The 21,056-nt window shown below is 68.5% G+C and carries 18 protein-coding genes; 6 read left to right on the top strand and 12 right to left on the bottom strand.

The genetic code is table 11. From position 1 onward, the window contains the following. The first annotated feature begins 2 nt into the window (after positions 1-2). From M2317_RS18165 to M2317_RS18155, 3 genes are read left to right on the top strand one after another with little or no spacing between them, the layout of a single operon-like run. Positions 3-1,700, top strand: a complete 1,698-nt coding sequence (locus tag M2317_RS18165) for a SulP family inorganic anion transporter (RefSeq protein WP_429462658.1) — start codon at positions 3-5, stop codon at positions 1,698-1,700. After that, positions 1,690-2,772, top strand: coding sequence for an ATP-binding protein (locus M2317_RS18160; RefSeq protein WP_429462656.1), 1,083 nt, complete (start codon positions 1,690-1,692; stop codon positions 2,770-2,772). Before M2317_RS18165 ends, M2317_RS18160 begins: the two co-directional genes overlap by 11 nt. A gap of 12 nt (positions 2,773-2,784) precedes the next feature. Continuing rightward, positions 2,785-5,349, top strand: a complete 2,565-nt coding sequence (locus M2317_RS18155; RefSeq protein ID WP_429462654.1) for a LuxR C-terminal-related transcriptional regulator — start codon at positions 2,785-2,787, stop codon at positions 5,347-5,349. 6 nt (positions 5,350-5,355) lie between these two features. Here the strand turns inward: M2317_RS18155 and M2317_RS18150 are convergent, their stop codons facing one another. Next, entirely contained in the window at positions 5,356-5,799 is a 444-nt protein-coding gene (locus M2317_RS18150; protein WP_429462653.1) for a DUF6325 family protein, read from the bottom strand. 159 nt (positions 5,800-5,958) lie between these two features. After that, a complete protein-coding gene (locus tag M2317_RS18145; RefSeq protein ID WP_429462651.1) occupies positions 5,959-6,621 on the bottom strand; it encodes a helix-turn-helix domain-containing protein in 663 nt (220 codons plus the stop codon). A gap of 89 nt (positions 6,622-6,710) precedes the next feature. Between M2317_RS18145 and M2317_RS18140 the strand changes: the two genes are divergently transcribed. Both M2317_RS18140 and M2317_RS18135 read left to right on the top strand, forming a co-directional pair. Then, a complete protein-coding gene (locus M2317_RS18140) occupies positions 6,711-8,141 on the top strand; it encodes an MFS transporter (RefSeq protein ID WP_429462649.1) in 1,431 nt (476 codons plus the stop codon). Between the two features lie 65 nt (positions 8,142-8,206). Beyond that, positions 8,207-8,827 (top strand): TetR/AcrR family transcriptional regulator, encoded by a 621-nt coding sequence (locus tag M2317_RS18135; protein WP_429462647.1) that lies wholly within the window; start codon positions 8,207-8,209, stop codon positions 8,825-8,827. A gap of 2 nt (positions 8,828-8,829) precedes the next feature. Here the strand turns inward: M2317_RS18135 and M2317_RS18130 are convergent, their stop codons facing one another. After that, a complete protein-coding gene (locus tag M2317_RS18130) occupies positions 8,830-9,954 on the bottom strand; it encodes a Gfo/Idh/MocA family protein (RefSeq protein WP_429462645.1) in 1,125 nt (374 codons plus the stop codon). Beyond that, on the bottom strand, positions 9,951-10,775 hold the full coding sequence (locus M2317_RS18125; RefSeq protein ID WP_429462643.1) for a sugar phosphate isomerase/epimerase family protein: 825 nt from the start codon (positions 10,773-10,775) through the stop codon (positions 9,951-9,953). Before M2317_RS18125 ends, M2317_RS18130 begins: the two co-directional genes overlap by 4 nt. Positions 10,776-10,882: 107 nt before the next feature. On the opposite strand from M2317_RS18125, the gene M2317_RS18120 reads away from it, so the two are divergent. Further along, positions 10,883-12,673: an ABC transporter ATP-binding protein gene (locus tag M2317_RS18120; RefSeq protein ID WP_429462641.1), complete on the top strand. Its 1,791-nt coding sequence runs from the start codon at positions 10,883-10,885 to the stop codon at positions 12,671-12,673. A gap of 3 nt (positions 12,674-12,676) precedes the next feature. Here the strand turns inward: M2317_RS18120 and M2317_RS18115 are convergent, their stop codons facing one another. From M2317_RS18115 to M2317_RS18080, 8 genes are all read right to left on the bottom strand, one after another. Continuing rightward, on the bottom strand, positions 12,677-13,564 hold the full coding sequence (locus tag M2317_RS18115) for a carbohydrate kinase family protein (protein ID WP_429462639.1): 888 nt from the start codon (positions 13,562-13,564) through the stop codon (positions 12,677-12,679). 1 nt (position 13,565) lies between these two features. Continuing rightward, a complete protein-coding gene (locus M2317_RS18110) occupies positions 13,566-14,924 on the bottom strand; it encodes a glycoside hydrolase family 32 protein (RefSeq protein WP_429462638.1) in 1,359 nt (452 codons plus the stop codon). A gap of 74 nt (positions 14,925-14,998) precedes the next feature. After that, the gene (locus M2317_RS18105) at positions 14,999-16,615 is read right to left on the bottom strand and encodes an ABC transporter substrate-binding protein (protein ID WP_429462636.1); all 1,617 of its coding nucleotides are present in this window, start codon (positions 16,613-16,615) and stop codon (positions 14,999-15,001) included. Positions 16,616-16,653: 38 nt separating this feature from the next. Continuing rightward, positions 16,654-17,631: a carbohydrate ABC transporter permease gene (locus M2317_RS18100; RefSeq protein ID WP_429462634.1), complete on the bottom strand. Its 978-nt coding sequence runs from the start codon at positions 17,629-17,631 to the stop codon at positions 16,654-16,656. Positions 17,632-17,638: 7 nt separating this feature from the next. After that, a complete protein-coding gene (locus M2317_RS18095) occupies positions 17,639-18,601 on the bottom strand; it encodes an ABC transporter permease (RefSeq protein ID WP_429462632.1) in 963 nt (320 codons plus the stop codon). Next, positions 18,598-19,638: a LacI family DNA-binding transcriptional regulator gene (locus tag M2317_RS18090; protein ID WP_429462630.1), complete on the bottom strand. Its 1,041-nt coding sequence runs from the start codon at positions 19,636-19,638 to the stop codon at positions 18,598-18,600. The genes M2317_RS18095 and M2317_RS18090 overlap by 4 nt, the downstream gene beginning before the upstream one ends. 116 nt (positions 19,639-19,754) lie before the next feature. Next, positions 19,755-20,516 carry an alpha/beta hydrolase fold domain-containing protein gene (locus tag M2317_RS18085; RefSeq protein WP_429462629.1) on the bottom strand — a complete coding sequence of 254 codons (762 nt, stop codon included), beginning with the start codon at positions 20,514-20,516 and terminating at the stop codon, positions 19,755-19,757. A 2-nt stretch (positions 20,517-20,518) separates the two neighbouring features. Further along, entirely contained in the window at positions 20,519-21,049 is a 531-nt protein-coding gene (locus tag M2317_RS18080; protein WP_429462627.1) for a quercetin 2,3-dioxygenase, read from the bottom strand. Positions 21,050-21,056 lie beyond the last annotated feature (7 nt).

The raw sequence follows: 21,056 nt of genomic DNA, 5'->3' as shown, positions 1-21,056 counted from the left end.
CGATGAGGATTCCGGCACCCGCGCAGAGATACCTGCGCCGCTTCGGCGGCCGCAAGACGCTCCGCAAGGACCTCATCGCCGGCATCGCGCTGGGCGTCGAGAGCGTGCCCGACGGCCTCGCGGCCGGTGTCCTTGCAGGCGTCAGTCCGCTGTACGGGCTGAACGCGTACATGATCGGCACGTTCGCCGGCGCCCTCACGACCGGCTCGGTGTTCATGAGCGTGCAGGCGACGGGCGCGATGTCGGTGATCCTCGCCGACGTCCCCGAGATGCAGGGCCCGCTCGCCGCGACCGCGATCGCGACGCTCACGGTGATGGCCGGCCTCATCATGCTCGGCCTCGGGCTGGCACGACTCGGCAGCCTCGTGCGGTTCATCCCGACCGCGGTGCTGATCGGCTTCGTGAATGCGGTCGCGATCAACATCATCCTCGGCCAGCTCGACAACCTCACGGGGTTCAGCAGCACCGGGGTGAACCGACTCGTCCGGGCGCTGGACAGCCTCCTGGGCATGGCGCATTTCAGCTGGCCGTCGCTCATCGTCGGCGCGGTGACGGCCGCGATCATCCTGCTGCTGGAGCGCACCAGGATCGGGGCGCTCGCGATGGTCGTCGCCGTCGTGGTCGGTTCGGCCGCCGCCCTGCTCATGCCCAACCAGTCGGTCGCGACCGTCGGCGACCTCGCCGAGGTGACGCGGTCCCTGCCCGGCATCTCGCTGCCCGACCCGCTGCTGGTGCTGTCGCTGCTGGTCCCCGCGCTGTCGCTGGCGCTCGTCGGCCTCGTGCAGGGCGCGGCGATCTCGGGCTCCATCCCCAACCCTGACGGCACCTATCCGGATGCCTCGGCCGACTTCCGCGGGCAGGGCATCGCCAACATCGCGACGGGGATGCTGCAGGGCATGCCGGTCGGCGGCTCGATGTCGGCCACGTCGCTCGTCCGTGCGGCGGGTGCGAAGACGGCGCTGGCCAATCTCACCGCCGGCGTCGTGATGCTCGTGACCCTGCTGGCCTGCGGTCCGCTCATCGAGTACGTGGCCATGCCGGCGCTCGCCGCGCTCCTGATCCTCATCGGCGCCCGCACGTTCAAGTTCCACCAGATCGCCATGGTGTGGCGCACCGGCACCATGCAGATCGCCGTGTTCCTGGTGACGTTCGTGCTGACCATCCTCATCCCGCTGCAGTACGCCGTGCTCGCGGGCGTCGGGCTGTCGATCGTGATGCACATCGCCCGGCAGTCCAATCGGATCCGCGTGCTGCGCTGGATGTTCGACGACAACAGCTTCCATCCGCGCGAAGTGGCGCCTCCAGCGGAGCTGCCCGCCGGCGAGACCGTGATCCTCACCGCCTACGGGAGCCTGTTCTTCGCCTCGGCGCAGTCGTTCCGCGCGCAGCTGCCGGCCGCCACCGCGGCATCCGCCGGGGCCACCGTCGTCATCCGTCTGCGGGGGACGGAAGAGCTCGGCGTCACATTCCTCACGATGATCCGCGACTACTCAGCCGAACTCCGCCGGTACGGCGCCACCCTGATGATCACGGGCGTCGAACCGCGACTCGCCCACCAGCTCGAGGCCACCGGCGTCGGGGCGATCATCGGAGAGGGCAACATCTTCCCGTTGCGGCGGCGATTGGGCGACTCGCTCGACGAAGCGCTCGATGCGATCAGGACTCGAGGCACCGAATACGATGGCGGTCATGAGCGCTGAGATGCCGATCGGCACCCTTCTCGATTCGTCCGACCCCGCGTACCTGCGCGCACTCAAGTTCAACCGTCACACGTTCTGGTGCGGTCAGAGCGGCTCGGGCAAGACCTACGCACTCGGCGTCGTCCTCGAACAGGTGATGCTGCACACCCGGCTCCCGCTCGTGATCCTGGACCCGAACTCCGACTTCGTGCACCTGGACACCCCGCAGGACTCGGCGCCCGAGGATGCCGCGGCGCAGCTGTCGTCGCGCGACGTCCGCGTCCTCCGCCCCGGCGGAGAGGGCGACGACCAACTGCGGGTGCGTTTCGTCGACATGGACATCCGCTCGCGTGCGGCCGTGCTGCAGCTGGACCCCGTGCTGGATGCGGAGGAGTACAACGCGATGCTGCAGATCAGATCCGAGTACACGTTCGGAGACGACCGTCGGCTGGCGGAGTGGCTGGAGAATCACGAGAATCCGATGATGCACCGGCTCGCGCTGCGGTTGCACAACCTGGGCGTCCTCGACTGGGACCTGTGGGCGTGGGGTCGTCATGACGTGACCGACGTCGTCAACGAAGTGCCTGATGCGACCGTGATCGATCTCGGCGGCTTCGACTCGGCAGCGCAGTTGCAGACCACCGCTCTGGCCGTGCTCGATCAGCTCTGGGCGCAACGCCACGAGCGCACCGGCCGCCTCGTCGTCATCGACGAGGCGCACAATCTCGCCGCCCCCGACGCCGACACTCCGCTGGCCAGAGCCCTCACCGAGCGCATCGTGCAGATCGCTGCCGAGGGCCGCAAGTACGGCATCTGGCTGCTGCTGTCGACGCAGCGCCCGTCGAAACTGCACCCCAACGTCATCTCGCAGTGCGACAACCTCGCTCTGATGAAGATGAGCTCGACGCGCGATCTCGACGAGCTGGGTCAGATCTTCGGCTTCGCACCCTCCGAACTGCTGGAGCGGGCGCCGAAGTTCCAGCAGGGGCAGGCGCTGTTCGCCGGCGGGTTCGCCGCCGAACCGCAGCTGGTGCAGATGGGCGCACGCATGACGCGCGAAGGCGGGTCGGACGTCCCGATCGGCATCCGCTGAGATACTGAGGGCATGGTCCCCCCGCCATCCGTCTCCACCCGCGCCCGCGGCATCCGGTTCCGGCCGCCGACGCAGCAGCCGGGATACCTGCGGCGACCGCGTCTGGCCGGGCTGATCGATGCACGGCTGGCCGCGCATCCGACGGTCATGATCGTCGCACCGAGCGGATACGGCAAGACCTCGGCGGTCGTCGAATGGGCCGCATCGCGACCGGAACACGTGGCCTGGCTCACCCTCGGCACCTGGGACACCGACCGTGCGCACCTGAACGTGAGCGTGCTCCGTGCTCTGCAGGCGCTCGCCCTGCAGACCGGCCAGACCGAGCTCGCCGAACTGCTCGGCATCCACCCGGACGAGATCGACGAATCCCTCGCCTTCGAGATCGTCTCGGCGGCGCTCGCCCAGCTGGAGCAGCCGATCACCCTCGTCGTCGACGATGCGCACCGCGCGCAGGATGCCCTGTCCGAAGGGATGCTCGACGCCTTCATCCGCGGTGAGTGCGAGCAGCTGCAGGTGATCGTCGTCGGCACGGGCTATGTCGAGATCGCGCTGAGCCGCCTCGCCGTGACGCAGTCGACCTGCATCATCCGGCCCCGTGACCTGGTGTTCACTCGCGACGAGGTCATGTCCTTCTACGGGTCGGCCGACGAGGTCGTCGACGTGGACGCGATCCTCGCCGAGACGAGCGGCTGGCCCGTCGCGCTGCGATTCGTGCAATTGAGCGGTGGCTCGTCCGGCGCCGTCGACGGCACCGACGAGCCGCTGCTGCGCCGATATGTGCATGATCATGTCCTCTCCGCGCTTCCCGACGACGTCGTCGAGTTCGTCCTCGACACGTCGGTGTGCGTCGCCCTCACCCCGGGGCTCGCTTCGGCGATCTCCGCCGACGCCGACGGCGGCGCCCTGCTCGAGCAGTGCGCCGACATGGGCCTCTTCCTGGACCGGTTCGAGACCCCATCGGGGCCCGCCTTCCGATGGCACGGTGCCGCGGCGCGTCACTTCAGCGCTCTCCTCGATCAGCACAGGCCAGGGCGACGCGCCGAAGTGCTGCGCATCGCCGCCGCGCATCTGCAGGACGAGGATCCGCTGTCCGCCGCCCAGTACCTGGTCGACGCAGGTGCCGGCGAGGCGGCGGTGCGCCTCGTCGCCCGCCACTGGGTCGGGCTCGCCGTCGGTTCCAAGGCGCACGCCCTGGAGGCGTGGTGCGCGGCGCTTCCGGATGGGTACGCCGACGACCCCCGAGTCCTGCTCATGCGCTCGTGCGCGCAGGATGTCATCGGCAATCGCGATGTGGCGCAGATCTATGCGTCGAGGGCGCATTCCCTTCTCGAGGGCGACGGGCCGGACGGCTACGCCGAGATCCGGGAATGCGCCGACCTGTTCCTCCTCGATGACAGGGCCGACCTCACGCGCTCCGCCGAGAGGGTTCGCCACCGATTGGAGCGCACGGGAGCCGCGACCTCGGGCGATCGAGCGGCGCTGCTGTATCTGCTCGGCTGGTCGGAGCTGCGTCACCGCACCTCGCCGGAGATGATCGTCCAGCTGTTCGCCTCGGCGGCCGTGGAGGCCAGAGCATCGGGACAGGCTGCCCTGGAACATCGCGCGCTCTCCCACCAGGCGATGGCGTTCGCGTGGGCCGGCCGGTTCACGCGCGCGGCCGACGTCCTGGCCAGCACGGTCGAGCGGCCGGACGAACCGGCATGGGCCGCGTACGCCGGCGGCAGCGCTGCCACGGCATCGGGTTTCGCCGCGTACTGGCGCGATGATCTCGAACGCGCGCACGCCGACCTGACCCGTGCCGCCCGCAGCGGCGGGTCGAACCGATCGTTCGCCGGCGTCGCGCGGATGATGCTCGCCTTCACCGCGGCGGCGACGCGGGATCCGTACGCGTGCCAGCACGCCGCACGAGAGCTGCAGTCCCTGCCGCAGACCGTGCAGCAGGGCGTGTCGTGGCCGGCGTTCCGGCACGCATCGCTCGCCGTCCTGTTCGAGGCGACGGGACGTCGTGAGCAGGCGTTGAAGATCGTCGCGCAGTACGAGGATGCCGACGACCTGCCGCTGGTCACGGTCATCCTCGCCGGCGTCGCCGAGCGCATGGGGCGCCCGCAGGTCGCCTTGCACATGCTGCGCCGGATCGAGCGCTACGACGCGATCTCGTACGTCCGCGTCAGCCGGATGCTGGTCGAAGGCGTCCTGCACTGGCGCGCGGACCGCCTCTCGCAGGCCCACGACGTCATCGAGGATGCACTCGAGATCGCCGTGGCCGAGGATCTGCGCCGTCCGTTCGCCGGAGGCGGCCTCGACGTGCGCCAGGTGCTCACCGAGCAGCTCGCGTGGGGGACGAAGCACGAGGAGTTCATCACGTCCTGCCTTGCGCCGAAGACCGCGAGCGGCTCGCTCCAGGTGCTCTCCGAGCGCGAGCGCGAGGTGTTCGCGCAATTGCGCACCACGCGCACGATGCAGGAGATCGCGGCCGGCCTCGGCGTCTCGATCAACACCATCAAGACGCATCAGCGGGCGATCTACCGGAAACTCGGGGTCGCGTCCCGTCGTGAGGCCGTACGGCTGTTCGCCTGAGGCCGGTCAGTCGACGTCGGCGAGCTCGGCGATCGCGTTCACGACGGATGCCGGGATGCGCTCGGCCACGATCACCGCGTTCCCCTCGTGGGCGAGCTGCTCAGCGAGATCGCTCGCCCACAGCAGCTCGAGGACCACGACCGCGGCGGACCCGCCGATCGGGATCCGCTCGGCGATCGCGGTGAGGTCCTCGTCCCCCGCGAGCCCGGGGGCGTGCAGCTCGAGCCCGACGAGGGCGAAGCCGTCCAGATCGATCTCGGCGACCGACACGGCGCCCGTGCGGCTGCGCGACAGGACCACGAAATCCAGCACTCTGACCACGCCCTCGGAGACCTGGGCGGCGAGCGCGTGCAGCACGGCGGCGGATGGCACGGGGTCCCGCAGCGAGATCACCGTGAGCTCCACCGGACCGTACTGCGCGGGGGCGAGCGAAGCGCGAGTGCCGATCATGAACGGGCTCCCTCCCCCGATCGGATGCGTCTGGGGGGATGTTCGCACCCGTGCCGACGGTGGACACCGGGAATCATCCCGCGGGGGTGAGGTCCCGATCGACGAGGTCCCTGTGCGTGCGCGTGCGCGGCGCAGGTGCTCCGTTCTCCGCCCGAGCGATCAGCCGTGCCAGGCGCCGACCCAGTCGTCCCAGTCGGGACCGTCCGAGAGCACGACGCCCTCTGCCGCCTGCGCGCGCAGCCCCCGGTCGATCAGATCGAGATACCGCAGATGCAGGGCATCCGCTTCGTTCCTCGGCAGCGGCAGCGCGGGACGCAGGTGCTGGAGCAACTGCATGGCGTCCGCGGGAGTGAATCCGGCCGGCAGCATCCCCGCATTCCGATCGCGCGCGATCAGGAGGTCGATGCCCGCGCGCAGCTCATCGGATGCCGAGGCGAGTTCCGCCGGGATCGGGCCCGCCATGCGGGGCGGACGCAGGAGCGGACCGCTCGCACCACTGATCTGGCGCGCGAGGAAGGTCGTGACGCCTCCGCGATCGGCCGACATGTCCTCCTCGAGTTCGCGAGCGAGCTCGTGCGCACGGGCGGCCGCCTCGCGGACGGCGTGCAGATGCAGCGCCTCGACGAGCGCCTCCTTGGTCGCGTATCGCCGATAGATCGACCCGACGCCGACTCCGGCGTGCCGGGCGATATCGGCGATGGATGCGTCGTGCCCCTGCGCCGAGAGCACTTCGCGCGCCGCGGCGAGCACGGCGATGTCGTTCGAGCGGGCTTCCCGTTGTCTGCCAGGCAACGGGCGTTCGTGGGCTGCGGGTTCTGGCACCGGACCACTGTAACGCGACCACGGTGCTATTCTTATCGGAACGAAGGTTCCGTTCCGATAAGTGGCGGACAGAGAGACGAGCAGGCACCGTGACCCCCAGCATCCTCGACGAGGAACTCCCGACCGACAGCGTCCCGGTGGCCCGGCCGCAGCCCAGACCACGACGCCCCGGCGCGGTGCTCTTCGCCCTCAGCGCAGCCGTGTTCGTGTTCTCGCTCATGCAGACGCTGGTCGTTCCCGCGTTGCCGACCGTCGGCGCCGACCTGGGTGCGAACGCGCAGGGCACCGGCTGGATCCTCACCGCCTTCCTGCTCTCGGGCGCTGTGCTCGCACCGGTCGTGGGCAATCTCGGCGACCGATTCGGGCATCGCCGGATCCTGCTGATCGCACTCGCCGTCTTCGCGGCATCGACACTGGCGGCCGCGGCCGCACCGAACCTCACCGTGCTCCTGGTCGCGCGCGTCGTGCAGGGCATCAGCACCGCGACATTCCCCCTGGCGCTCGCCCTGGCTCGCACGCTGCTCAGCGGCCCGAGGCTGGCAGCGGCCTTCGGCTGGATCCCGGGGATGATCGGCCTCGGCGCCGGTATCGCGCTCGTGGTCGGCGGAGTGATCGTGGACGCGCTCTCGTGGCGATGGCTGTTCATCATCGGCGCGGTGCTCATCGCGCTCTCCGCGCTCCTCGTGATCGTGCAGGTTCCCGGCGGCGCTGCGCCGGCTGTCGCGAAGCGCACGGACTGGCCGGGGATCGTCCTCCTCGCCGGCGGGCTGGTCGGCGTGCTGCTGGCCGTGTCGCAGGGCTCGGCATGGGGCTGGGTCTCGCCGCTCACGCTGGGCGTCGGCACTCTCGGCCTGCTCCTCCTGGTCGCGCTCGTGCTGGTCGAGGTGCGCACGCCCTCTCCCGTCGTCGACGTCCGCACCTTCCGCCACGGCCCACTCGTGCTCATCAGCATCCTCACGCTGGCCGTCGGGTTCGTGCCCTACGTCTGCTACATCGCGCTCCCCCCGCTCATGCAGGCCCCGGCCGGCACCGGCTACGGACACGGGCTGTCGGTGACGGCATCCGCACTGGCCATGTTCCCGAGCGCCGTTCTCGTCTTCCTCGGCGGGCGGATGACGCCGGCGCTGGCCGCCCGCTGGGGCGCGGGCGCCGCAGGCCTGATCTCCGCGATCGTGATGGGCGTCGGCGCGGTGGGACTCGCCGTGTGGCCGACCGTCCCGCTCGCCGTGATCATCGGCTTCTCCATCCTGGGACTCGGCAACGGCATCGGGTACGCGATCTGCGCCCAGCTGGTGATGCAGCATTCGCCCGCCGCCGAGACGGGAGCCGCGACCGGCCTGAACAGCGTCGTGCGCACGATCGGCTCGGCGGCAGCGGCACCGGTGGTCGCCGCGGTGCTGGCGGCGACTGCCACGGATTCCGCAACCGGCTACGGAACGGTGTTCTGGATGGCAGTCGGCGCTAGCGCGGTCGGAGCCGCGGCATCCATCGCACTGGTGGTGGGAGCGCGTCGGCGCTGACGATCGGGCAGGGCAAGAACTTCCAAGCGGAGGTTTCTTGCGTCCCCTCTCGCTATCATCGGGATATGACCGCTTCCGCAGCCGAGCCCCCGCGCCCCCAGGGACGCTACCCCAAGGGGATCGCGCGGCGGCAGGAGATCCTCGACAAGGCGATCGAGGTCTTCGCGAAGCGCGGTTCGCGCAAGACGAGTCTGCGCGCGATCGCCCAGGAGGTCGGCGTGACGCACGCCGCCCTCACGCACTACTTCGGCTCCCTCGACGAGCTGCTGGTCGAGGTCTATCGCGAGTCCGAACGCAGGCCCGGCAGCGGCAAGCAGCTCCCGCCGGATGCGAGCCCCGCCATGTCGATGCGGATCTCCGCCGAGGAGAACCGTGCGATCCCGGGGCTCGTGCAGCTGTACTCGACGCTGAACGCGATGGCGCTCGAGGACAACCACCCGGCCGCGCAGGAGTTCATCTCCGCCCGCTTCGCCCGTCTCCGGGAGAGCATCGCGCAGGAGGTGCGCGACCTGCAGGAATCGGGTCATCTGCGCACGGATCTCGACCCGGTGCTCGTCGCCGCGCTCGTGATCGCGGCATCCGACGGCCTGCAGACGCAGTGGCTGCTCGAGGATGCCGTCGATCACGCAGCCGCGCTGGAAATGCTCGACGGGCTGCTCAGGGGCGGAACGCCCCCGAGCAGCTGACGTCAGAGAGTCGCAGCGAAGGGGTCGAAGCCCTCGGGCAGCAACGGGACCGGTGCGACCGTGCTCTCGACGACGATCGTCTGGCCGGTCGCGGCCGATTCCTGTGCGGACAGCAGGATGTCGAGCACGTGGAATCCGAGCTCGCCGGATGCGACGTGCGGGCGGTCCTCGGCGATCGCGCGGACCATGTCCAGCGCGCCGATGCCTCGTCCGACCTCGACATCGTCGTGCTCGATCTCGATCCACTCCTGCTCGAACGACATCCCGTCGCGGATCACGCCGAGCGGCTTGACGTACGCGATGCGGCCGGCGAACTGGTTCGGGTCGGCGATCACGATCGTGCCCTCGGTGCCGTGGATCTCCACGATGCCGTGCCGCTCGAGCGCCGAGTCGAAGCTGAGCAGGCTCTGTGCCTGCGTCCCCTGCTCGAACGCCGTGACGATCTGGATCGTGGACGGCACCTCGACCGGGAACATCGTTCCGGCGTTCGGGCCTGCGTGGATCTCGCGCTCCTCGCGTGCCTTCGAGCCGACGGCCGCGATGCGGTCGACCGGGCCGAGCAGGCTGACCAGTGCCGAGAAGTAGTACGGCCCCATGTCGAGCAGCGGGCCTGCGCCCTGCGCGAAGAGGAACGCGGGGCTCGGGTGCCACAGGTCGGGTCCCTGGGTCTGGAATGCGGTCTGGGCGAACAGCGGCCGGCCGATGATGCCGCCGTCGATCGCCCGCCGTGCGGCCTGGAAGGCCGGGCCCAGAAGGGTATCGGGCGCCGAGCCGATGCGCAGGCCCGCGGCCTCCGCCTCACGGAGCAGCTCTGCTGCGCCGTCGCGGTCGAGGCCGAGCGGCTTCTCGGTCCAGACGTGCTTGCCCGCCGCGATCGCCGCACGGGAGACCTCGATGTGCACGGCCGGGATGGTCAGGTTCACGACGAGGTCGACGCCGGGGTGGGCGAGGACGTCCTCGGCCGAGCCGGATGCCGGCACCCCGTACTTCTCGGCCTGCGCGGCCGCGCGGTCGAGCAGCAGGTCGCCCACGATGAGCACCTCGACGTCCGGGAAAGACGACAGGTTCTGCAGATAGGTGTCACTGATGACGCCGACGCCGATGATGCCGATGCCCACCGCGCTCATCGGGCGAACCCGCCCTCGATCAGGAAGGCGTAGCTGGCCGCGATGTCGGCGAACACGTCTCCGGGTGCGTTGTCGTACTCGATGATCGCGTACTGGAGAGCGGATGCCGCGCGCAGCGCGTCGGCGAGCGGCACGTCTCCGGTGCCCGCGTGACGCTGGTCGAGGGCGGCAGAGCCGAACTCGCCTGCACCAGGGGCGAACGGGTTGCTCTCGGGAGCCACGCCGTCCTTGACGTGCGCCGCCACGAGGCGGTCGCCGAGGCGCGACACGAGGGCCGTGACATCCTGGCCTCCGACGAGAGCCCAGTACAGGTCGAGCTCGATCACGACGCGCTCATCCGTGAGCGACACGAAGCGCTCGTAGGCGGTCTGACCGTCGAAATCGGCGACGAACTCCTGCGCGTGGTTGTGGTAGCCGACCTCGAGGCCGAACTCGGCGGCCTTCTCGACGAGCGCGTTCAGGCGGTCGGCGATGTCGGTGACGCCCTCGAGCGTGAACCAGCGCTCGGGCGTGACGAACGGGTCGATGACCGTCTTGATGCCGATCTTCGCCGCGGCCTCGAAGACCACCTCGGGCGCGGGCGTGGGGATGGAGCCGTCCGGCGTCCAGAGCTCGTCCGTGAGCAGCGGCGCGTGACCGGTCGGAGAGACGAGGCCAGAGGCATCCAGTGCGGCGCGGATCTCGTCCGGGCGGCGCACGAAGTCGAACGCCTCCACGTTGCGCAGGCCGATCGCGGCGAGCTTGTCGAGCGAGCCCCCCATGTCGGCGGAGAACTCCGCTGCGAGCGTATACAGCTGAACCGAGGCTTCTGGCAGGGCCACGTTGACCTTCCTTCTCTGATGGGAACAAGGGGCCGACGGCGGCCCAGCGGTCAGAATAGCAGAAACCTCCACGTGGAAGTTATTCGAATCCCGCGGTACCATCGAGCATGCCCGCGAAAGCGTTTTCCAGCACCTCGACCGGAACGATCCGCATCGTCCAGGGGCCCCGTCCCGCCCGCTCAGTGCTGCGCCTGCTCGCCCGCCGTCCTGGACGCATCTCCATCGCCCTGATCGCCTTCGCACTCAAGGAGATCCCGCTGTGGTTCCTCCCCGTGGTCACCGCCGAGATCATCGATCTCGTCGCCACAGGCGGCGACGTGTCGACGCTGCTCGTATGGTTCGCGATCGCTGCCGTGCTGCTCCTGCAGAACTACCCCAACCACATCGTGTACACGCGGAACTTCATGACCGTCGTGCGCGACACCGGGGCCGACCTGCGCAACGCCCTGGCCGCGCGCCTGCAGAGCCTGTCGATCGGCTATCACACGAGAGTGAGCTCGTCGATCGTCCAGACGAAGGTCGTGCGCGATGTCGAGAACGTCGAACTCATGCTGCAGCAGCTGACGCACCCGCTGCTGTCGGCGACCATGGTCCTGATCGGCGCGATCACGATGACGGCCATCGCCGTGCCCGAATTCCTGCCGGTGTACGCCCTCGCCGTGCCGATCGCCCTCGTGCTGCGCTGGGCGCTGAGCCGTCGATCGCGGGCGCGGAACGAGGTGTTCCGGCGCGAGGTCGAGGGCTTCGCCGCACGCGTGGGCGAGATGGCATCGCTCATTCCGGTGACCCGTGCGCACGGCCTCGAGCAGACGGCCGTCTCGCGGGTCTCGGCGAGCGCCGACGGCGTGCGCAGGGCAGGGCTTCACCTCGACATGCTCAACGGCCATGTCGCTTCGATCTCCTGGGTCGCGATGCAGCTGCTGGGACTCGGATGCCTCGCTCTCGCCGGCATCTTCGCGCTGACGGGCATCCTGCCGATCTCGCCCGGCGAGGTCGTCCTGCTGTCGTCCTATTTCGCGCTGCTCACGCAGGGCCTGACCTCGCTGCTCATGCTCATCCCGGTCGGTGCGCGCGGTCTCGAATCCATGCGGTCGATCTCGGAGGTGCTGCAGGAGCCCGACCTCGAGCAGAACGCCGGAAAGCGCCCGGTCGACTCGGTCACCGGACATGTGCAGCTCGAGAAGGTCTCGCACCGCTATTCGGGCGCCGATGAGGATGCCGTGCACGAGATCGATCTCGACATCCCCGCAGGGCAGACCGTCGCGTTCGTCGGCTCCTCCGGGTCTGGGAAGTCGACGATGCTGAATCTCGTGCTCGGCTTCGTGCGGCCCACGAGCGGGCGGATCCTGCTGGACGGCCTCGACATGCAGGACGTCGACATGCGCACCGTTCGCCAGTCGATGTCGGTGGTGCCGCAGGAGTCTGTGCTGTTCGAGGGGAGCATCAGGGAGAACATCGCCTACGGCCTCGAGCACCCGCCCGAGGACCGGCTGCGGCGAGCGCTGGTCGACTCGAACGCGGCAGAGTTCGTCGACCGGCTGCCCGACGGCTGGGACACGATCGTCGGCGAGCGAGGGTCCCGGTTGTCCGGCGGGCAGCGTCAGCGGCTCGCGATCGCGAGAGCGCTCGTCCGAGACCCCCGCATCCTGCTGCTGGACGAGGCGACGTCCGCGCTGGACCCGGAGTCGGAGGGCCTCGTGAAGGAGGCGCTCTCACGCCTCATGACGGGACGCACGACGCTCGTCGTCGCGCACCGGCTGTCGACGATCCGCGAGGCGGACCGCATCGTCGTGCTCGAGCACGGCCGCATCGTCGAGCAGGGCGACCACACCACGCTGCTCGCCGCGCAGGGCCGGTACGCGCACCTGCACGCGACGCAGGCCGGCGGCTCGGCGTGATCCTCAGAGCTCCTCTGCCCACGGCAGATCCGCTCCGACCCGCGACACCGTGATCGCCGCCGCACCCGCGGCAGCGAGTCCGATGCCCGTCAGATCTGCGGCATCCAGACCAGCAGTGCCGTGCTCGAGCACGGAGTGGATCAGCGAGGCCATGAAGGTGTCGCCCGCGCCGATCGTGTCGACCGCCGCGACGGACACCGCCGGGATCGTCACGCGATGATCCGCGGTCGCGACGACCGCCCCATCCGAGCCCAGCGTGATCGCCACCAGGGAAGGTCCCAGAGCCAGCACCGCGTCGATCACCCCATCGATGCTCTTGCCGGGGTGCAGCCACTCGGCATCCTGATCGCTCATCTTGACCACGTCCGCCAGCCCGGCGACGGCCTCGTACGCACGCAGCGCCCCGGCGCGGTCTACGACGAGCGCCGGCCGGATGTTGGGATCGAAGGTGACCACCGCGGCATCCGCGCTCCGAAGCAGGCCGACGACGGATGCCGCTCCCGGCGCCAGGAAGGCGGCGATCGAACCGGTGTGAACGACCCGCGGGGCGAGATCGACCGGAGCCGGGAACGCCTCCCAGGCGATGTCGAAGTCGTACTCGGCCTGGCCATCCGTTCCGATGACCGCCCTGGCGGTGGACGTCGCCGACGCGGTCATCGATTCGGGGAGCACGTCGACACCCGACGCGGAGAGATGCTCGACGATCACGAGCCCTCTGGTGTCCATGGCGATCTGGGTGAGGAGCGCGACCGGGACTCCGCGGCGGCCGAGGCCGAGCGCGACGTTGGCTGGACTGCCGCCGACGTGCTCGCTCGATACCCCGGCGGTCTCGACGATGTCGACGAGTGCCTCACCGACGACGAGAACCTCGATCTCCGACCGATCCGTCATCTCACCGCCCGAGGGATTCGACGCGGATGCGGCGATACTGCTCGACCGGGAACACCTGTTCCGTCATCGTGACCAGGCCATCGCCGGCGTAGATCTCGACGATGGTGCCGTCGACCACGATCGTGAGGTCCAGGCTCTCGGTCGTGTCGGCGGGAAGCGGTGCCTGGTCGACGGACGGGAAGCTCGCGTGGAACCCGGTCTCGCCGCTGGCGGTGCGATCACAGGTGATGCTGCGCTCATCCCCGTCGACGGTGATGACGAGGCGTTCGTCGTCGGCACCCGACAGGATGACAGCGTGCCGTTCGCCCGCCTCGGCAGGCACCGAGAGCTCGAAGACCGAGATGTCGTCTCGGTGGTTCGGCAGCACGGGTCGCTGCGCGATGCGCAGCCGGCGGTCAGCGTCCCGCACCATGCGGATCTCGCGCACCAAGGACATGGCGGATCGCCACGGCGCGGTCGGGGTCTCGTTGGCGTAGTCCCAGTTGCTGGCCCAGCCGATCATCAGCCGCCGTCCGTCCGGAGCGTCGTTGAACGAGACCGCGGCGTAGTAGTCCCGGCCGTAGTCGAGCCAGTCGAAGTCCGCGAGATCGTCGGAGTCGACGAGACGCTCGGGGGTGAAGAGCGCGCCATCGAAATCACCGATGAAGTACTGGGTCCCGGAGCCGCCGGCGATGCCGCCAGGATTCATGCTGACGATGAGCGCCCAGCGCACCTCGGTGGTTCCCTCCACCACGAGCGGGAACAGATCGGGGCACTCCCACACCCCTCCCGTGGCGTGCGCGGGACCGAAGTGCGATGCGAACGTCCACTCCTTCAGATCCGGCGACGTGTAGACGACGACACGGCGTGCGACGGCTTCGACCGCGACCATCACCCAGTGGCCGTCGTCCCCGCCGTACCAGAACACCTTCGGGTCCCGGAACTCGTCGGATCCGATGTCGAGCACGGGATTTCCGGTGTAGCGCGTCCAGGTCGCGCCGTCGTCGACGCTGTATGCGAGCGCCTGCGCCTGGGACCCGTGGGTCGCCGCAGTGTAGATCGCGACCATCGCGGTCTCCCCGTGGCCCGCGAAGCCCGCCGTGTTGCGCACGTCGACCACCGCACTGCCCGAGAACGCCATCTCCTGATCGGTCCACGGGATCGCGACCTCCAGCTCCTCCCACGAGACGAGGTCCGTCGAGGTCGCGTGCCCCCAGGAGATGTTGCCCCAGGTGCTGCCGATCGGGTTGTTCTGGAAGAAGAGGTGGAAGGTGCCGTCGTGGTACAGCAGTCCGTTCGGGTCGTTGAGCCAGGAGTCCTTCGCGGTGAAGTGGACGGCCGGGCGCAAGGCGGCGAGATGGGCGGTGGGAAGAGAGGTCACGGACTTTCCTGTGGTGTCGATGGCGGAGCGGAGGGCCGGGTGGGGAGGATCGTGACCCTCCCCACCCGCGAGGATTACTCGCCGCCCTCCTGGAAGCGGTCGTACGCCTGCTGGTATGTGGCGATGACGTCGTCGACGCCGAGGGATTCGAGTTGGGAGACGTAGGCGTCCCATTCGCCGTCGATCGTTCCGTCGACGATCCAGGAGGCGAACTTCTCCTTGACGAGCGTGTTGATGTCGGTGGTCGCGAACGAGACCTGCTCGAGCTCCTCGTTGGAGAGCAGCACGGGCGGGTAGCCCTCGTTGGCCTGGTAGGGCTCGTAGAACTCGGTGACGAGATCCTGACGCTCCTTGGCGCGCGGCTCAGGGGCGACGACGGTCACGAAGTCCTCTGCCGTGGTGATCTTGGGACCGCCGGGCGCGACGCGCTGACGGCGTTCGCCTTCGGATTCGCCCGCCGCGGCGGGGATCTGGACCAGGATGCCGTCGGCATTCTCCTCCAGGGTGACGCCGATCGGCCCCCAGTTCGACTGCGCGGACATCACCGGGTCGAACAGCCGGTCCGCCCAGCGCATGGTCGCTGCCGGGTACTTGTTCTCGCGCGTGATCGCCATCGCGCCACGGCCGATCTCCTGGTTGTTCGAGACGCTCGCGAGCTTCTCGCCGTCCGCGCCCTCGAGGATGCCGACCAGGGCGTAGTCGTCGACGCGATCGTCGCCGACCATTTCCTTCAGCTCCCACCAGAAGAACGAGCCGAGGATCTCGGTCGGAGCCTTGCCCTTCGAGAGGTAGGCCACATCATCCTGCGAGAAGGACTCCGGGTCGATGAGGCCCTCGGCGTACCAGTCGCTGAGCCCGGAGACGCCGGCCTTGTACTCGTCGGTGTTCGCGGTGAACTCGACCTCGCCGTCGCGGACGATGCGGTGGTCGTTGTTCTCGGGCTGCCCGCCGAGCGCGGCGATGAGGTCATGCGAGTTCGCGGCGAAGGAGTCCGTGCGGAAGCTCAGCGGGATCTCGTCCGCGGTGCCGTTGCCGTTCGGGTCCTGCGTGGCGAAGGCCGCGAGCGCGTCGTGGTACTCGTCGATCGTCGTCGGCATCGGCAGGCCGAGTGCGTCGAGCCAGGTGGTGTTGATGAAGAGGAAGTTCGGGTACGCGACGAGGCCGAGCTCCTCCACCGAGGGGAGGGTGTAGATGTGGCCGTCCGAGGCGGTGATCGCCGCCCGGATGTCCGGCCGCTCGTCGAGGATCGCCGAGAGCGTCGGCGCGTAGTCGTCGATGAGATCCTCGAGCGGCAACAGGGTCCCGTTGCTGCCGTTCTCGACGATCTCGGCATCCGAGAGTCCGGTATTGAACAGCACGTCCGGCAGATCGCCGCTGGCGAGCATGAGGTTCTTCTTCTCGGCGTAGACCTGATCCGGCAGGTTCTCCCACTCGATGGCGATGTTGGTGTCGGCCTCCCACTGCTGGACGAGCTCCATCTCGGAGTAGTTCGGCGCGAGCGGAGCCTTGGTCCCGCCGAACGTCAGCGAGAGCGTCTCGTCGACGATGGGCAGGCCTTCCTCGTTGAAGCCGTAGTCGTCGGACTGGTCCTCGATCTCGGCGGCGGTGTCGCCGCCGCCGGTGCACCCGGCGAGCAGCAGCGTGCCGGTGATGGCGACGGTCGAAGCGAGGAGGAAACGGCGGTGTCTCATGATGTGCTTTCTGGTTGGGGGTCAGTGATCGGGACGGGTCAGCTCTTCACCGCACCGAGGAGCGCGCCCTTGGTGAAGTGCTTCTGCATGAAGGGGAGGACGATCAGCAGCGGGATCGTGGAGACGACGATCATTCCGTACTTGATCAGCTCGCCCAGGCGCTGGGCAGCGGCGTACGAGTCGAGTGCGCCGGTGCCTCCGGCCGAGGAGACCTCGGACTGGATGAGCACGTTGCGCAGCACGAGCTGCAACGGGTACTTGCTCTCGTCATTGAGGAAGATCAGCGCATCGAAGAACGCGTTCCAGTTGGCGACGAGATGGATCATGATCATCAGGAAGATCAGCGGCTTCGACAGCGGAAGCACGATCTGGAAGAAGAAGCGGAAGTCGTTCGCACCGTCCAGTTGGGCGGCTTCGCGCAGTTCCGCCGGTACGTTGCTCTCGAAGAACGACCGAGCGATGATCAGGTTCCAGACGCCGACGGCGCCGGGAAGCACGATGGCCCAGATGGTGTCGAGCATGCCGAGATCGCGGACCACGAGGTAGCGGGCGATGAGCCCGCCGTCGATGAACATCGTGATGATGAACAGCAGCATGAAGAATGTGCGTCCGTACAGGTCCTTGCGCGACAGGGCGTAGGCGGCGCACAGGATCACGGTCACGCTGATCGCCGTGCCGAGCACCGTGTAGAGCACGGAGTTGCCGAATCCGCGGATGATCGTGGCATCCGAGAAGATGCGCGCGTACCCCTCCAGGGTGAAGCCCCGCGGCCAGAGCCACACGTTGCCGTTGAGGATCTCGGACGGCTCGCTGACCGAAGCGATCACGATGAAGTACATCGGGTAGAGGATCGCGATGATCGCGACGATCAGCATCCCGATGGCGAAGAAGTTGAACACCGGGTCGGAGGCGCGGTCGCGCCAGCGTCCGCGTGCGGGCTGTCGACGCGGAGCGTCGGTGCCGGACGGGACGGACGGGCGGGCGGATGCCGGCGGTGCGGCGAGCGTGTCGGTCATGGCGTCATCACCAAAGGGTCGATTGTCCGGCACGCTTCGCGACCCAGTTGAAGGTCAGCAGCAGGACGAGGTTGATCAGGGAGTTGAACAGGCCGATGGCAGCGGAATAACTGAACTGCGCCTGCTGGAGGCCGACGTTGTAGACGTAGGTCTGGATCACTTCGGACGTGGGCAGATTCAGATCGGTCTGCATGAGCAGCACCTTCTCGAACCCGAGGTTGAAGAGGTTGCCGATCGCCAGGATGAAGAGGATGGTGATGACCGGCATGATCCCGGGGATGTCGATGTGGCGGATGCGCTGCCATTTGCTGGCTCCATCGACGCGCGCCGCCTCGTGCAGGGCCGGGTCGATCGCGGTCAGTGCCGCGAGGTACACGATCATCGAGAAGCCGGCGTTCTGCCAGATGTCGGACCCGATGTAGAGCGGCCGGAACCACTCGGGCGACCCCATGAAGAAGACCGGGTCACCGCCGAACGCGACGATGGCGTTGTTGACGATTCCGGAGCGCGGCGAGAACAGCAGGAAGATCATGCCGACGACCACGACCACCGAGATGAACGAGGGGGCGTAGAGGACGCTCTGGGTGAACTTCTTGAACCGCGGGCTGGAGAGCTGGTTGACGACCAGCGCGAGGATGATCGGCACCGGGAACGCGATCAGCAGGCCGAGGGCGTTGATCGTCAGTGTGTTCTCGATCAGGCGCCAGAACTGGAACGAGTTGACGAATCGGATGAAGTGCTCGAGCCCGACCCACGGGCTGCCGGCGAATCCGAGAGCGGGGTTGTAGTCGCGGAAGGCGATCTGCGCGCCGTACATGGGCCAGTACTTGAAGACGATGATGTAGATCACCGCTGGAGCTAGTAATACGTATAACTGCCACGAGTGCAGTGCGCGCCGCAGGTGCGCCCGCATGCGTCCCTTGCGGGGGGCGATACGGGACGCCGGTTCGGCGGGGGCTTGTCTGTTCATGCATGCACCTTCGCATCGGCTACCGATCCCCGCAGGATCGGCAGGCACTCGATCGGATGGGTCGTGGGCTCCTGCGCGTTGCCGGACAGGAGGAGTTCGATGCCCGTGCGCGCCATCTGCTCGTAGGGGAGCTCGATGGTCGAGAGTCCGGGGTCGAGAATGGGGGCGAGCATCGCGTGGTTGTCGAAGCCGACGATGGAGCAGTCCTCAGGCACGCTCAGCCCGCGGGACTCGAGGGCGCGGTAGGCGCCCCACGCCGTACGGTCGTTTCCGCAGAAGATCGCGGTCGGCGGCTCATCGAGATCGAACAGATCGAGCGTCAGCGCGAGGCCGTCTTCCACGATCCCTCCGCCGTATCGGACGAGCTCCGGATGCTCGGCGACACCGGCCTCCGCGAGCGCCCGGTGGTAGCCGGCGAGCCTGCCGATACCGGCCGGGAGGTCGCTGTCCTCCGGCTGGATGCTGATCATCGCGATCCGGGTGTGCCCGGCCTCGATGAGCTGACGGGTGGCCGCGTAACCGCCGGCTTCCTCATCGGGGAACACGCTCGCGACGCGGCCTGAGCGCTCCTGCGCGTTGACCACGACAGTCGGCACAGCATCCAGTCCGGCAGGCAGATCGAGCACGCGGTGATACATCGACGCGTAGACGACGCCCTTCACCCGATAGGACAGCATCATGTCGATGGCTGCCGCCTCGAGGTCCGGTTCGTTGAACGTGTCGACACTGAGGATGACGTTGCCGGTCTCCCACGCGAGAAGCTGCGCGCCTTTGAGGAGCTCTCCGGCGAAGGGCGAGCTGGCGACCTCGTCCGAGATGAAGCCGATCATTCCGGACTCACCGCTGCGCAGCGATTTGGCGAAGGCGTTGGTCCGGTAGCCGAGCTCGTCGACGGTCTCGAGCACGCGCTGTCGCGTGGTCTCGTTGACGCGGCTGCCGCCGACGTTGTTGAGCACGAGGGAGACCGTGGCCTGGGACACGCCGGCGCGTTCGGCGACCTGCTTCATCGTCGCGGTGTTGCGCGGCTTGCGGCCCATGTCACACCTCCTCGTGGACTAGTTAATCGTATGACTCGTTGAGAGTAACCGGCTCCGGCAGCCGTTGTCAAGCAGCCGGTCGACAGGCGCCACCCCGCGCATGCACGGCCCCGGCGTCACGCGACGCCGCGGAGGAACTCCAGTGCCGGATCGAACACCGTGTCCGGATCATCGAGTCCGCGCCAGATGTGATCGACATCCGGAACGATCTGCAGCGTCGCCTCGGCCCCCACTCCACGGAGCGCCTCGGCGAGCGCGATGCTCTGCCCCACGGGCACGAAACGGTCCGCATCGCCGTGGGCGATGAGAAACGGCGGCGCACCCTCGTGCACGTGGGCCACGGGGCTTGCAGCCAGCGCCCGATCGGGAAGGTCGGCGACCTTCCCGCCCAGCAGCGATTCCTCCCGCGTCAGTTCGTCGATGTTCTGGGGAAGCGTGCGCAGGTCGGACGGTCCGTACCAATCGACGACGCCGCGCACGCCGTCGTCGGTGAGCCCGACCAGCGCGGCCAGGTGCGCCCCGGCCGATTCGCCCCACAGGACGATGCGCGCGGCATCCAGACCGAATCGGCGCACGCCCTCCGTGCGCACCCAGTCGAGCGCCGCACGCACGTCGTCGAGCTGGGCGGGGAAGACCGCCTCACCGCTCAGGCGATAGTCGACCGAGACGACCGCCCATCCTGCCGCGACGATGCGTCCGAACGTCGCGGCATCCGACATCCCCGGCCAGAAGGTGCGGCGGCTCCCCTGGCGCCATCCGCCGCCGTGCAGGAAGATCACGACCGGCGCAGACGCGGCATCCGGAAGGTGCGCATCCAGGGCGAGCGGACGGAAACCCGGATGCTCGGCGAAGACGATGTCGCGGTGCGTCGTCGGCACGATCAGTCGAACAGCTCGTAGCCGGGAACGAAGTTCACATCGTGCTTGGCACCCTCGGCACCCAGGAGCTCCAGCGGCGGGATGTGGAAGTCCGCCGGCTCCGGGATCCCGGCCTGCGCGGTCGGACGCCCGACGGCACGGAAGAAGTCGGTGAAGCCAGCGCTGGTGATGCCGAAGATCCGGCCGGTGCGCTCGATCCGGTAGGAGTGGATCGTGTTCTTCGGCACATAGCCGAACTCCCCCGCCTCGAGGATCCGCGTCTGCCGGTTGCCCTGCTGGTCGTCCACCCACAACCGGATGGCTCCCTCCATGACGAAGAAGGTCTCGTGCGTCAGCGCGTGGAAGTGCGGCGGGACGGCCTGACCGGGACGCCCGTCGTTGAAGAAGGCGTCGAACTGTCCATCGGTCTGCGTGCCCGTCGTCAGCAGCGTGAAGAGCTGATCGAACAGGACGAGCTTGTCCCCATCCGCCTCGCCGAGAAAGTACGGCGCCGGGACATTCGGAAGCGCGCTGGTGACATCGGCTGCAGTCATGGGAATC

The organism is Microbacterium sp. ZKA21, assembly GCF_050434165.1.
In the GTDB taxonomy this organism is placed as follows: Bacteria; Actinomycetota; Actinomycetes; order Actinomycetales; family Microbacteriaceae; genus Microbacterium.
The sequence above is the reverse complement of the archived record's forward strand: the minus strand, read 5'-3'. Positions and strand labels throughout refer to the sequence as shown.